Here is a 13,052-nt window from a genome sequence, read left to right as displayed (position 1 = left end):
GCCGTGGCCGGAGGGGCTGGTGTGGCGATCCACACACTCCCTTCCGGCCATGTTGTCCGATCTCTCCTTGGCCGGGAGTGGTCGCGTGGGACAGGATCGGGCGCATGGACCTGCTGAACACCCTGGTGGAAAAGGGACTGCGGCGCGAGCTGCCGACCCGCGAAGAGGCGCTGGCCGTTCTGGCGACCTCCGACGACGAACTGCTCGACGTGGTGGCCGCTGCCGGCAAGGTGCGCCGCCAGTGGTTCGGGCGCCGCGTCAAGCTGAACTACCTGGTCAACCTGAAGTCGGGGCTCTGCCCCGAGGACTGCTCGTACTGCTCCCAGCGCCTGGGGTCGAAGGCCGAGATCCTCAAGTACACCTGGCTGAAGCCCGACGAGGCCTCCCAGGCGGCCGCGGCGGGCGTCGCCGGCGGCGCCAAGCGGGTCTGCCTCGTGGCCAGCGGACGCGGTCCGACCGACCGCGACGTGGCCCGCGTCGGCGAGACGATCGCCGCCATCAAGGAGCAGAACGAGGGCGTCGAGGTCTGCGCCTGTCTGGGGCTGCTCTCCGACGGCCAGGCCGAGAAGCTCCGCGACGCGGGTGCGGATGCCTACAACCACAACCTCAACACGTCCGAGGCCACGTACGGCGGCATCACCAAGACCCACACCTACGCCGACCGGGTCGACACGGTGCAGAAGGCGCACGCGGCGGGCCTGTCCGCGTGCTCGGGTCTGATCGCGGGCATGGGCGAGAGCGACGAGGACCTGGTCGACGTGGTCTACGCGCTGCGCGAGCTGGACTCCGACTCGGTGCCGGTCAACTTCCTGATCCCCTTCGAGGGCACCCCGCTCGCCAAGGAGTGGAACCTCACCCCGCAGCGCTGCCTGCGGATCCTCGCGATGGTCCGCTTCGTCTGCCCCGACGTGGAGGTCCGCATCGCGGGCGGCCGCGAGGTGCACCTGCGCTCGATGCAGCCGCTCGCGCTGCACGTGGCGAACTCGATCTTCCTCGGCGACTACCTGACCAGTGAGGGCCAGGCGGGGCAGGCCGACCTCGACATGATCGCGGACGCCGGCTTCGAGGTGGAGGGCGCCGGTACGACCACCCTTCCCGCGCACCGCGCCGACGCGGCGGCGGCCGCCGCCCGGGCGGGCGGCGCGTGCGGATCGGCGGCGGGCTCCGGCGGCTGCGGGCCGGCCGACGCCGAGGCCCCCGGCTGCGGTTCCGCCTGCGGCGGCTGCTCCGGACACGCCGAGGAGACGCCGGTGCCCGTCCAGGCGGAGGCGGGAGAGGTCCGTTCGGACCTGGTGGCGGTACGCCGCCGGGGCGCGGGGACGGACATCGCCCCCAATGCGTGACCGGTTCCCGCTGCACGACCCGCTCGACCCCGCCTCGGCCACGGCGGACCTGCTCGCCCTGGACCGGCAGCACGTCTGGCACCCGTACGGACCGATGCCCGGGCGGCAGGAGACCCTGGTGGTCTCCTCCGCCTCGGGGGTCCGGCTGCGGCTCGCCTCCCCCGCCCAGGGGCAGGAGGAGCTGGTCGACGGCATGTCCTCCTGGTGGTCGGCGATCCACGGCTACAACCACCCGGTGTTGAACGAGGCGGCGACCGCCCAGCTGGGCCGGATGTCGCACGTGATGTTCGGCGGGCTCACCCACGAGCCCGCCGTCCGGCTGGCCGCGCGGCTGGTGGAGATCACCCCCGCCGGTCTGGAGCACGTCTTCCTCTGCGACTCCGGCTCGGTGTCCGTCGAGGTGGCCGTCAAGATGTGCCTGCAGTACTGGCGTTCGCTGGGCCGCACCGGCAAGACCCGGCTGCTGACCTGGCGCGGCGGCTACCACGGCGACACCTGGCAGCCGATGGCCGTGTGCGACCCCGACGGCGGCATGCACGAACTGTGGCAGGGCCACCTGCCCCGGCAGGTGTTCGCCGACGCCCCGCCCGGCGGCTTCGACACCCCCGTGGACCCGGCGTACACCGCCCACCTGCGCTCCCTGATCGCCGCGCACGCCGACGAGCTGGCCGCGGTGATCGTGGAGCCGGTGGTCCAGGGCGCGGGCGGCATGCGCTTCCACCACCCGGGATACCTGCGGGTGCTGCGCGAGCTGTGCGACGAGTACGGGGTGCTGCTGATCCTGGACGAGATCGCGACGGGCTTCGGACGCACCGGCGCGCTCTTCGCCGCCGACCACGCGGGCATCACCCCGGACGTGATGTGCCTCGGCAAGTCCCTGACCGGCGGCTACCTCACGCTGGCGGCCACCCTGTGCACCGGGCGGATCGCCGACGGGATATCTCAGGGCGAGGTCCCGGTCCTGGCGCACGGGCCGACCTTCATGGGCAACCCGCTCGCCACGGCGGTGGCGCTCGCCTCCGTCGACCTGCTGCTCGGGCAGGACTGGGCGGGCGAGGTCAAGCGGATCGAGGCGGGCCTGCGCGAGGGCCTCGCGGCGGCCTCCGCGCTGCCCGGGGTCCGGGACGTGCGGGTGCTCGGCGCGATCGGCGTGATCCAGCTCGACCACCCGGTCGACGTGTGGGCCGCCACCCGGGCCTCGGTCCGGGAGGGCGTCTGGCTGCGCCCGTTCCGCGACCTGATCTACACCATGCCCCCGTTCGTCACCGGCGACGCCGATGTGGCCCGGATCTGCCGCGCGGCCGTCGCAGCGGCGCAGGAAGGCTGAGATGTCCGTAGTCGTCGTGTCCGGTACCGGCACGGAGATCGGCAAGACGGTGGTCACCGCGGCGATCGCGGCCGCCGCCCTGGCCGCCGGCCGCTCGGTGGCCGTGCTCAAGCCCGCCCAGACCGGGGTCGGCCCGGACGAGCCGGGGGACGCGGCCGAGGTCGTACGCCTCGCCGGCCCGGCCGTGACCGCGCTGGAACTGGCCCGCTACCCCGAGCCCCTGGCCCCGGACACCGCCGCGCGGCGCTCCGGCCTGCCCACCCTGACCCCGGCGGAGATCGCGGAGGCGGCCGCACGGCTGGCCGCCGAGCACGACCTGGTGCTGGTGGAGGGCGCCGGCGGGCTGCTCGTGCGCTTCGACGAGTACGGCCACACCCTGGCGGACGCGGCGCGGCTGATGGCGGCCCCGGTGCTGGTCGTGGCCGCCGCGGGGCTCGGCACGCTGAACACCACCGACCTGACGGCGCAGGCGCTGGCGGCCCGGGCGATCAGCCCGCTCGGGGTGGTCGTCGGCAGCTGGCCCTCCGCGCCCGACCTGGCCTCGCGGTGCAACCTCGCCGACTTGCCCAAGTCCGGGCTCCCGCTGCTGGGGGCCGTACCGGAGGGCGCCGGGGGGCTGGCGCCCTCCGCCTTCCGCGCGGCCGCGCCGGGGTGGCTGGCGGCGCCGCTGGACGGCACCTGGACGGCGGGGTCCTTCCTCGCCGAGTGGCCCGCCTGACGCGGCGCTGACGGCGGGGGGTCAGTGGCCCCCCGCCGGTTCCCGGCAGCCGCCCTCCAGGTACACGCCGTGGACCTCGACGCGGGCGGGGGCGGCGGCCCGCCCCGATACGCAGGGGCCGGTGCCGGGCACCAGCAGCGCGAAGCCGGGGCCTTCGGCGGTGCTGCCCTCGTACACGTCACCGCCGGCGACGGGGTAGCCCAGACCGCGCAGCAGCGCGGTCAGTTCGGCGGGGTTCGCCGCGGGTGCGGCGGCCAGCTCCGCCCTGATCCGGGCCGCGTGGGCCTCCCCACGGCAGCGGGCGGCGGGGGTCAGCCGCGTCTGCTGCCGGTACGCGTGGTTCTCGGCGTACTTGCGCGACTCCGGATCCGGCGGGGCGGCCTCGCTCGCGGCCGCCGTGGGGGTGGGCGAGGCCGTGGCCGTGGCGCAGCGCGCGGCCACTTCCGCGAGGAAGGCGGCCCGGGGGTCGGCCGCGGACGCCTCGGCCCGGGGAGTGGGGGCGGGGGTGGGGGCGGAGCCGCAGCCGGCCGGCAGGAACACCGCGGCGGCGGTGAGCAGGGCGGCGGCCGTGCCCCGGGCGGGGGACGTACGGGATGTCAAGGTCCGCTCTCCTCATGTGGGTGCCGCTTCACGTACGGGTCCGGAGTGCCGATTATGGCCCGCACCGCACGGACGGCACCGGTTTCGGGACGGTCCCCGGCGGGGAACAGCCCGGGAGGGCACGCGCAGCCGTGTCGTCCGTCCGCCGCCGATCCGCGCCCGGAGGCCCGCCATGCCCACCGCCGCCCCCGATCCGGTCCACCACCCGTTCTTCGCCCGGTTCTACGCCCGCGCCAGCACCGCCGCCGAGACCCGCGCCGGAATCGGTGCCCTGCGCCGCGAGCTCCTGGAGGGGGTGTCCGGCCGGGTCATCGAGATCGGCGCCGGCAACGGCCTGAACTTCGCGCACTACCCCTCCGCCGTCTCCGAGGTCGTCGCCATCGAACCGGAGCGCACCCTGCGCCGGCTCGCCGCGGCGGCCGCGCTGCGCGCCGAGGTCCCCGTGGACCTCGTACCGGGTGTCGCCGAGGCGCTCCCGGTCAAGAGCGAGGCCTTCGACGCCGCGGTCGCCTCCCTGGTGCTGTGCACCGTACGCAACCTGCCGCGCGCCCTCGCCGAACTGCACCGGGTGCTCCGCCCTGGCGCCGAGCTGCGGTTCCTGGAACACGGGCTGGCTCCCGGGCCGGGCATGGCCGCCGTCCAGCGGGCGCTCGACCGGACGGTGTGGCCCCGCCTGTTCGGCGGCTGCCACACGGCCCGCGACCCGCTCGCCGCGGTGGAGGCCGCCGGCTTCCGGATCGTCTCGCACCGCTCCTTCCGCCTGCCCGAACGCGGTCCGGCCCTGCCCACCTCGTACTGCGTCATCGGCTCGGCCCGCCGGCTGGACGACTGACCGGGAGCGCCGGGCAGAACGCGGGTCAGGCGGTGAGCGGCTTGACCCAGCGGGTCCAGATGTCCTCGGGCCCGTAGCCGGCCGCCCGCCAGGCCCCGTGCGCCTGCCCGTTCCCGTCGAGCACCATCGCGTCGGCGCGCCTGCCGCCCAGAGCCGCGAACCGCTCCTCGGCGGCGGCCAGCAGCGCGGAGGCGATCCCCTGCCGGCGGTGGCCGGGGTGCACGGCGAGCCTGTACAGGTGGCAGCGCCAGCCGTCGAAGCCGGCGATCACGGTGCCGACGAGCTCGCCGCCGCGCCGGGCGAGCAGCAGCGCCCCGGGGTCCCGTTCGTACAGCCGCTCGACTCCGGCCAGGTCGTCGCTGATGCTCGCGCCCTTGGCCGCGCCCTTCCAGAAGTCCAGCACGGCGGGCAGGTCCCCGGCCGCCGCGGGGGCGATGTGAAGATCGTTCATCCCGGGATCCCATCACCCGCGCCCGCTCGCCCCGGAGGACGAGCCGTTACCTTTGCCCTTCCTTTACCATGTGACGGACGGTTTCCCCGATCGAAGACGAAAGGTGTGAGCCTCCGCCCATGGGCGAGCCTCCCAGTCCCCGACATCGCGGTGCGCGACATCGCGCGGCGCCTCCCCTCCTGACCGATCATGGGACGGAGGTGAACGACCGATGACCGAGGTACTCCTGCTCGTCGTGGCCCTTCTGCTCTGTCTCGCCTGTGGAGCCTTCGTCGCGGCCGAGTTCTCGCTGACGACCATCGAGCGCAGCGAGCTGGAACGGGCCGTCGAGCGGGGCGAGCGCGGGGCCGACAGCGCCCTGGCCGCGGTCCGCACCCTCACCTTCCAGCTCTCCGGCGCCCAGCTCGGCATCACCGTGACCGGCCTGGTCATCGGCATGATCTCCAAGCCCTCGATCGCCGCCCTGCTCACGGGACCGTTCGAGGACATGGGCCTGTCGGCCGCCGCCGCGTCCTCCACCGCACTGGTCCTGGCCACCGGCCTGTCGACGGTCGTCCTGATGGTCGTCGGCGAACTGGTCCCGAAGAACTGGGCGATCTCCTCGCCGCTCGCGATCGCCAAGCGCGTGGCGACCATGCAGCGCGTCTTCTCCCGGGCGTTCAAGCCGCTGATCAGCCACTTGAACACCACCGCCAACCACATGGTCCGGCGGCTCGGCATGGAGCCCGCCGAGGAGCTGGCCTCCGCCCGGAGTCCGCAGGAGCTGGTGGCCCTGGCGCGGCACTCCGCCAAGGCGGGCGCGCTGGAGAAGGACACCGCCGAGCTGTTCGTGCGGACCCTGAACCTCGCCGACCTGACCGCGGAGAACGTGATGACCCCGCGCGTCCAGGTCACGGCCCTCGACGTGCGCACCACCGCGGAGGACGTGGCCAACGCGACCATGGCCACCGGACTGTCGCGCTTCCCCGTCTACCGGGGCAGCCTCGACACCGTGGTCGGCGTCGTCCACATCAAGGACGTACTGGCCCTGCCCGCCGCGGAGCGGCACCGCCATCCGGTGTCGGAGCTGCTGCGCGAGCCGCTCCTCGTACCGGAGTCACTGACCGTGGACCGGCTGCTGGACCGGCTGTCCGGCAAGCAGACGATGGCCGTGGTGATCGACGAGTACGGGGGCACGGCCGGAGTGGCCACGCTCGAGGACATCGTCGAGGAGGTCGTCGGCGAGGTGCGCGACGAGCACGACCCCCACGAGACCCCCGACCTGGCCCCGGCCGGCACGGACGGGACGGGACGCACCCTGTACTCGGCCGACGGCGCCGCGCGCACCGATCAGCTCCAGCGGATCGGGCTGCGGGTGCCCGAGGGGCCGTACGAGACCCTGGCCGGGCTGATAGCGACCGAACTGGGCCGGATCCCGGCCGTCGGCGACACCCTGGAGCTGGACGGCTGGCGGCTGGACGTGGTCGACGCCGGCGGTCGCCGGGCCGCGCGCGTGCTGCTGCACGCGCCGGCCGGCCCCGTCGGCGACGAGAGCCCGGAGGAGACCCGATGACCGCGGTCCAGCTGCTGATCGGCCTGGCGACACTGGTCGTCAACGCCTTCTTCGTCGGCGCGGAGTTCGCGCTGATCTCGGTCCGGCGCAGCCAGATCGAACCGTACGCCGAGCAGGGCGACCGGCGGGCCCGCGCGGTGCTGTGGGGGCTGGAGCACGTCTCGGCCCTGATGGCGGCGGCCCAGCTCGGCATCACCCTGTGCACCCTGGTGCTGGGCGTGGTGGCCGAGCCGGCCATCGCGCACCTGCTTAGCCCGCTGCTCGACGCCGTCGGCGTGCCGTCCGGGGTGACGCACGCGATCTCCTTCGTGGTGGCGCTGGCGCTGGCCACCTATCTGCACATGCTCTTCGGAGAGATGGTGCCGAAGAACGTGGCGCTGGCCGAGCCGGTGCGCACCGCGCTGGCGCTGGGGCCGCCGCTGGTGGCCCTGACCCGGGCGCTGAAGCCGGTGATCTTCGCGGTGAACGCCTTCGCCAACGCCCTGCTGCGGCTGCTGCGCGTGGAGGTGAAGGACGAGGTCACGGCGACGTTCTCGGACGACGAGCTGGCCCGGATGGTCAAGGACTCCAGTGACGCGGGGCTCATCGACGACCGGGCGAGCGAGCGGCTGCACGACGCCCTCGAACTGGGCCGCCGCCCCGTCGCCGATGTGGTGCTGCCCGCGCACCGCGTCGTCACGGCCCGGCAGGGCATCTCCGCGGCCGCTCTGGAAGCCCTGTCCGCCGAGTCGGGGTACTCCCGCTTCCCGGTGGTCGACGCCCGGCAGCGCATCCTCGGATACCTGCACGTCAAGGACGCGCTGGACGTGCTGGAACGGGACGATCCGTTCCCGCTGTCCGCGCTGCGCCCCATCGCGCAGGTGCGGGCGGAGACCCCGCTGGACGACGTACTGACCGCCATGCGGCGCAGCCGTACGCACCTCGCGGCGGTCCTCGGGACGGACGGTGCCCTGGCGGGGCTGGTGACGATGGAGGACGTGCTGCGGGAGCTCTTCGGGCGGCCCGCCTCCGCCTAGGCGGGGCCCCCTACCGCGCGGTAGCATCGCTCCGCCATGGAGATCAATGCGTCATACACCAGTTTCGTCGCTGTCGGCGACTCCTTCACCGAGGGGATGTCCGACCTGCTTCCGGACGGCTCCTACCGGGGGTGGGCCGACCTGCTGGCCGCCCGGCTCGCCGCCCGCGAGCCGGGCTTCCGCTACGCGAACCTGGCGGTGCGCGGAAAGCTGATCGGCCAGATCACCGAGGAGCAGGCGCCGGCCGCCGCCGCGATGGGCGCGGACGTGGTGGCCCTGGTGGGCGGGCTCAACGACACGCTGCGCCCCAAGGTGGACATGGGGCGGGTACGGGCTCATCTGGAGAGCGCCGTGGAACTCCTGGCGCCGTCCTGCGGGCAGCTGGTGCTGATGCGCTCGCCCGGCCGCAACGGCCCAGTGATGGAACGCTTCCGGCCGCGCATGGAAGAGCTCTTCGGCATCCTCGAAGAGCTCGCCGCACGGCACGGGGCACTGCTGGTGGACCTGTACGGGGCCCCCGTGCTCGGGGACCCGCGCCTGTGGGACGTCGACCGGCTGCACCTGACGCCGGAGGGCCACCGCAGGGTGGCGGAGGCCGTCTGGCAGACTCTGGGGCTGCCCGCCGAGGAGGACTGGCGGGCGCCACTGGCTCCAGCGGCTCCCCCGGGCTGGCCGGTGCGCCGGGCCGAGGACCTGCGTTTCGCCCGGCAGCACCTGTTCCCCTGGATCGGCCGCCGGCTGACGGGCCGCTCCTCGGGGGACGGCCGCCCCGCCAAGCGCCCGGAGCTGCTGCCGTACGGGACCCCGCCTCCCTCGTAGCAAGCCACAATCGCCGGGCCTGTCCCTACCTGCGCAAACGCACAGCCACGGCCCAAGTAGAATCCCTACACGTGACTGCCAAGCCCCGCATCCCCAATGTCCTGGCCGGCCGCTACGCCTCCGCGGAGCTCGCCGTCCTGTGGTCCCCCGAGTACAAGGTCACGCTGGAGCGGCGGCTGTGGCTCGCCGTGCTGCGCGCCCAGAAGGACCTCGGCATCGAGGTCCCCGACGCCGCCCTCGCCGACTACGAGCGTGTCCTGGAGACGGTCGACCTCGCCTCCATCGCCGAGCGCGAGAAGGTCACCCGGCACGACGTGAAGGCCCGGATCGAGGAGTTCAACGCCCTCGCCGGTCACGAGCACGTGCACAAGGGCATGACCTCCCGCGACCTCACCGAGAACGTCGAGCAGCTGCAGATCCGGCTCTCGCTCGAGCTGGTCCGCGACCGCACGGTCGCCGTCCTGGCGCGCCTCGGCAAGCTCGCCGGCGAACACGCCGAGCTGGTCATGGCCGGCCGCTCCCACAACGTGGCCGCGCAGGCGACCACCCTGGGCAAGCGCTTCGCGACCGCCGCCGACGAGCTGCTCGTCGCCTACGACCGCCTGGAGGACCTCCTCCGGCGCTACCCGCTGCGCGGGATCAAGGGCCCGGTCGGCACCGCGCAGGACATGCTCGACCTGCTCGGCGGCGACGCCGCCAAGCTGGCCGACCTGGAGCAGCGCATCGCCGCCCACCTCGGCTTCGCCCAGGCCTTCACCTCCGTCGGCCAGGTCTACCCGCGCTCGCTCGACTACGACGTGGTCTCCGCCCTGGTGCAGCTGGCCGCCGCCCCCTCGTCGATCGCGAAGACGATCCGCCTGATGGCCGGCCACGAGCTGGTCACCGAGGGCTTCAAGCCCGGCCAGGTCGGCTCCTCCGCGATGCCGCACAAGATGAACACCCGCTCCTGCGAGCGTGTGAACGGCCTGATGGTCATCCTGCGCGGCTACGCCTCGATGACGGCCGAGCTGGCAGGCGACCAGTGGAACGAGGGCGACGTCTCCTGCTCCGTCGTACGCCGGGTCGCCCTGCCCGACGCGTTCTTCGCCTTCGACGGCCTGCTGGAGACCTTCCTGACGGTCCTCGACGAGTTCGGTGCCTTCCCGGCCGTCGTGGCCCGGGAGCTGGACCGCTACCTGCCCTTCCTCGCCACCACCAAGGTGCTGATGGGCGCGGTGCGGGCCGGTGTGGGCCGGGAGGCCGCGCACGAGGTCATCAAGGAGCACGCCGTCGCCTCCGCCCTGGCCATGCGCGAGCAGGGCGCCGAGCGCAACGAGCTGCTGGCCAAGCTGGCGGCCGACGAGCGGATGCCGCTGGACCGTGCGCAGCTCGACGCCCTCATGGCGGACAAGCTGTCCTTCACGGGCGCCGCGGGTGACCAGGTGGCCGCCGTGGTCTCCCGTATCGAGGCCATCGCCAAGGAGCACCCGGAGGCTGCCGGTTACGCTCCGGGGTCGATCCTCTGACCCCCGACGAGCTCGAAGCCGCCCGCGGCCGCGTCCTCCCGGACGTGGTCGCGGGCGGTCTGCGCGTACTCTTCTGCGGAATCAATCCGGGTCTCCTCTCCGCCGCGACGGGCCACCACTTCGCCCGCCCGGGCAATCGCTTCTGGCCGGTCCTGCACCTGTCGGGCTTCACCCCCCGAAGGCTCGCCCCCGAGGAGCAGGAGGAGCTGCTGTCCTACCGCCTGGGCATCACCAACGTCGTCGCCCGGGCCACCGCCCGCGCCGACGAGCTGACGGCGGAGGAGTTCCGCGAGGGCGGCAGGATCCTGACCGCGAAGGTGGAGCGGCTGCGCCCCCAGTGGCTGGCCGTCGTCGGCGTCACCGCCTACCGCACCGCATTCGGTGAGCGGAAGGCCCGGATAGGTCCCCAGGACCGCACCATCGGCGCCACCCGGATCTGGGCCCTGCCCAACCCCAGCGGCCTGAACGCCCACTGGACCGCGGAGTCCATGGCCGAGGAGTACGCCCGCCTGCGCATGGCCGCCCAGGCACCGGACGGCTCCTGAGCCGCCCCCTGCGCTACGGCGGGTCGACCACGGTCACCCCGGCCATCAGCAGGAACGGGAACTCCTTGTCCCACTGGGCCACGCACACCACGAGCCACCGGTCCTCGACCCGCCACAAGTGCACGTGGTCGGTGATGTTGCACAGCTCCAGCCACGGGTCCGGTATCTCCTCCCCGTCGAGCACCCGGTCGAGCGTCGACGCCAGGGCGAAGACCTGTGGCTGTCCCCACCGGTCGTTCACGGCTTGGGCGAGCGCCCCGTACTCGGCGCTGATCTGTTCCTCGGCCTCCTCCCAGCCGGATCCGTCGTCGTCCCAGAAATCCCGCGTGCGACTGAGCTGGACCAGGTGGTAACCGGGGCCGCTGCTCCGTTCGCCTCGCACGGCCGGCTCGGACGGGAATTCCCGCGCCCGGAGCCGGTCGATCGTGTCGAGATGGTCTGCCGTGGTCATGCCGTCAGTATCCGGCGCACCACTGACAACTGGCCCGGCGTCACGCGTCGCGACGCCGTACGGCCACCCAGCCCGCCGCCAGGGCCGCGAGCGCCCACAACGCGGCCACCGCGAGGCCGCTCCAGGGCCCGAGCGCGCCCTCGGCGTGCGTGCGCATCACCGCCTGGCCCGCCCGGTCCGGCATGAACTGCATGGCCCCGCCCACGACCTGACCCACCACGAAGGGCACGATGAGCAGGAAGGGTATGAGCAGGCTCATCACCAGGGTGCCGCTTCGTACCAGGGCGGTGAGACCTGCCGCCAGCAGGGCGATCAGGGTGAGGTAGACCCCGCTGCCGAAGACGGCGCGCACCGTCCCGGGGTCGCCCAGGGACAGGGCGTACTCCCCCATGAGGGCCTGCCCGGCCACGAAGGTGACGAGGCCGGTGACCTGTCCGACCAGGAAGGCGAGTCCGGCCACGGCGGCGGCCTTGGACAGGTACAGCCTGGTCCTGTTGGGCACCGCGGTGAGCGAGACCCGCAGGGCGCCGTTGCGGAACTCCCCGGCGAAGGCGGTCGCACCGAAGGCTATGGCCGCTATCTGACCGAAGTTGATCCCGAAGAAGGCCCCGAGCAGCCGGTCCTCCCCCAACGCTCCGGGCTCGGACTTCCCGATCGCGGCGGCGGTGAGCACCGTGATGCCGGCGGTGGCCGCGAAGACGGCCATCAGCGATCCGAGGACCGCGCGGGCGGAACGTATCTTGATCCATTCCGAGTGCAGGACGGGGACGGTGGGCAGGGCGGCGGTCATGGCAGTGGCTCCCATCGGGTTCAGGCGGCGGTGGCGGAGAAGGGGGTGCGGCTGGCGGTCAGTTCGAGGTAGGCCTGCTCCAGCGAGGCGCGCTCGTCGGCGAGTTCCAGTACGGCGATGCCCTCCCGGGCGGCGAGGGCCCCGACCAGCTCGGCCCGTATGCCGTCGACGGTCCAGCGTCCTTCCTCGGCGGCGGCCATGAGCAGGCCCTCGCGGGCCAGGGCGGCGGCCAGCCGGTCCGGCTCCGGGGTCCGCAGCCGCACCCTGGGCGTGCTGCGGGCATCGATGAACTCCTCCAGCGAGCTGTCGGCGAGCAGCCTGCCCTGCCCGAGCACGACGAGGTGGTCGACGAACGCGGCGGACTCGGCCATCAGGTGACTGGAGACGAAGACCGTGCGCCCCTCGGCGGCGAGGCCGCGCATCAGCTCACGGATCCAGATGATCCCCTCCGGGTCGAGGCCGTTGGTCGGCTCGTCCAGCAGCAGGACACCGGGGTCTCCCAGCAGGGCGGCGGCTATGCCCAGGCGCTGGCGCATGCCGAGTGAGAAGGTGCCGATCCGGCGCCGGGCGACCGCCGCGATGCCGGCCTGCTCGAGGACCACGTCCACCCGGGCGGCCGGGATGCCGTTGCTGACGGCGAGGGCGAGGAGGTGGTCACGGGCCCGCCGTCCCGCGTGGGCAGCCTGTGGATCGAGCAGGGCCCCGACCTCCCGCAGCGGGCTCCGCAGATCGGTGAACCGGCTACCGGCGATCGTGGCGGTGCCGGCGGTCGCCCGGTCCAGGCCCAGGATCAGGCGCATGGTGGTGGACTTGCCGGCCCCGTTGGGCCCCAGGAATCCGGTGACCCTGCCCGGCAGGACGTCGAAGGTGAGGTGGTCCACGACCCGGTGGGTGCCGTGGTCCTTGGTCAGTTCGCGGATCTCGATGCGCTTCATGGCTCAAGATTCGCCGTCCGGCCCCGGCGGCTCCCTCCCCCATGCGAGGGTGGCGTCTCCCCCCCGGGGGGGGGGGGGCACCCTTTGCCCTCGCACGGCCCATGGCTCGAACCGGCCCACGCTTCGCTTAATGGCCGTGTACCGAAAGAAGACGATCCCTGGAGAACT

Annotated in this window: 14 protein-coding genes; 9 read left to right on the top strand and 5 right to left on the bottom strand. The window is 73.5% G+C overall.

Annotated features, from left to right (window positions below; genetic code table 11):
• Window positions 1–104: 104 nt before the first annotated feature.
• The 3 genes from bioB to bioD are packed head-to-tail and all read left to right on the top strand — an operon-like array spanning window position 105 to window position 3,388.
• Entirely contained in the window at window positions 105–1,343 is a 1,239-nt protein-coding gene (bioB, locus tag ACZ4WZ_RS25315) for a biotin synthase BioB (RefSeq protein WP_467893664.1), read from the top strand.
• Complete coding sequence (locus ACZ4WZ_RS25310; RefSeq protein ID WP_467893662.1) at window positions 1,336–2,670, top strand: adenosylmethionine--8-amino-7-oxononanoate transaminase; 1,335 nt, start codon at window positions 1,336–1,338, stop codon at window positions 2,668–2,670. Before bioB ends, ACZ4WZ_RS25310 begins: the two co-directional genes overlap by 8 nt.
• 1 nt (window position 2,671) lies before the next feature.
• Entirely contained in the window at window positions 2,672–3,388 is a 717-nt protein-coding gene (bioD, locus tag ACZ4WZ_RS25305; protein ID WP_467893660.1) for a dethiobiotin synthase, read from the top strand.
• A 21-nt stretch (window positions 3,389–3,409) separates the two neighbouring features.
• Here bioD and ACZ4WZ_RS25300 read toward each other — a convergent pair whose 3' ends face one another.
• Window positions 3,410–3,988: a hypothetical protein gene (locus ACZ4WZ_RS25300; protein ID WP_467893658.1), complete on the bottom strand. Its 579-nt coding sequence runs from the start codon at window positions 3,986–3,988 to the stop codon at window positions 3,410–3,412.
• Window positions 3,989–4,160: 172 nt separating this feature from the next.
• Here ACZ4WZ_RS25300 and ACZ4WZ_RS25295 point away from each other — a divergent pair, with 172 nt between their 5' ends.
• Window positions 4,161–4,820 (top strand): class I SAM-dependent methyltransferase, encoded by a 660-nt coding sequence (locus ACZ4WZ_RS25295; RefSeq protein ID WP_388937149.1) that lies wholly within the window; start codon window positions 4,161–4,163, stop codon window positions 4,818–4,820.
• A gap of 25 nt (window positions 4,821–4,845) precedes the next feature.
• On the opposite strand, the gene ACZ4WZ_RS25290 is transcribed toward ACZ4WZ_RS25295, so the two are convergent.
• Window positions 4,846–5,271: a GNAT family N-acetyltransferase gene (locus ACZ4WZ_RS25290; RefSeq protein ID WP_467893657.1), complete on the bottom strand. Its 426-nt coding sequence runs from the start codon at window positions 5,269–5,271 to the stop codon at window positions 4,846–4,848.
• Between the two features lie 211 nt (window positions 5,272–5,482).
• Here ACZ4WZ_RS25290 and ACZ4WZ_RS25285 point away from each other — a divergent pair, with 211 nt between their 5' ends.
• The 5 genes from ACZ4WZ_RS25285 (at window position 5,483) to mug (ending at window position 10,708) form a co-directional block, all read left to right on the top strand.
• Window positions 5,483–6,823 carry a hemolysin family protein gene (locus tag ACZ4WZ_RS25285; RefSeq protein WP_467893655.1) on the top strand — a complete coding sequence of 447 codons (1,341 nt, stop codon included), beginning with the start codon at window positions 5,483–5,485 and terminating at the stop codon, window positions 6,821–6,823.
• Window positions 6,820–7,839: a hemolysin family protein gene (locus tag ACZ4WZ_RS25280; RefSeq protein WP_467893653.1), complete on the top strand. Its 1,020-nt coding sequence runs from the start codon at window positions 6,820–6,822 to the stop codon at window positions 7,837–7,839. Before ACZ4WZ_RS25285 ends, ACZ4WZ_RS25280 begins: the two co-directional genes overlap by 4 nt.
• Window positions 7,840–7,875: 36 nt before the next feature.
• A complete protein-coding gene (locus ACZ4WZ_RS25275) occupies window positions 7,876–8,658 on the top strand; it encodes an SGNH/GDSL hydrolase family protein (protein ID WP_467893651.1) in 783 nt (260 codons plus the stop codon).
• Between the two features lie 71 nt (window positions 8,659–8,729).
• On the top strand, window positions 8,730–10,163 hold the full coding sequence (purB, locus tag ACZ4WZ_RS25270; RefSeq protein WP_467893649.1) for an adenylosuccinate lyase: 1,434 nt from the start codon (window positions 8,730–8,732) through the stop codon (window positions 10,161–10,163).
• Window positions 10,160–10,708: a G/U mismatch-specific DNA glycosylase gene (gene mug / locus ACZ4WZ_RS25265; protein WP_467893737.1), complete on the top strand. Its 549-nt coding sequence runs from the start codon at window positions 10,160–10,162 to the stop codon at window positions 10,706–10,708. The genes purB and mug overlap by 4 nt, the downstream gene beginning before the upstream one ends.
• A 13-nt stretch (window positions 10,709–10,721) precedes the next feature.
• Here the strand turns inward: mug and ACZ4WZ_RS25260 are convergent, their stop codons facing one another.
• The 3 genes from ACZ4WZ_RS25260 to ACZ4WZ_RS25250 are packed head-to-tail and all read right to left on the bottom strand — an operon-like array spanning window position 10,722 to window position 12,884.
• Window positions 10,722–11,159, bottom strand: a complete 438-nt coding sequence (locus ACZ4WZ_RS25260) for a hypothetical protein (protein WP_467893647.1) — start codon at window positions 11,157–11,159, stop codon at window positions 10,722–10,724.
• 40 nt (window positions 11,160–11,199) lie between these two features.
• On the bottom strand, window positions 11,200–11,964 hold the full coding sequence (locus ACZ4WZ_RS25255) for an ABC transporter permease (RefSeq protein ID WP_467893645.1): 765 nt from the start codon (window positions 11,962–11,964) through the stop codon (window positions 11,200–11,202).
• A 5-nt stretch (window positions 11,965–11,969) separates the two neighbouring features.
• On the bottom strand, window positions 11,970–12,884 hold the full coding sequence (locus ACZ4WZ_RS25250; RefSeq protein WP_467893644.1) for an ATP-binding cassette domain-containing protein: 915 nt from the start codon (window positions 12,882–12,884) through the stop codon (window positions 11,970–11,972).
• Window positions 12,885–13,052 lie beyond the last annotated feature (168 nt).

It is taken from the genome of Streptomyces sp. NPDC029122 (assembly GCF_055569445.1).
Note: the sequence above shows the minus strand (reverse complement) of the source record. Positions and strands in the feature narration are given on the sequence as shown.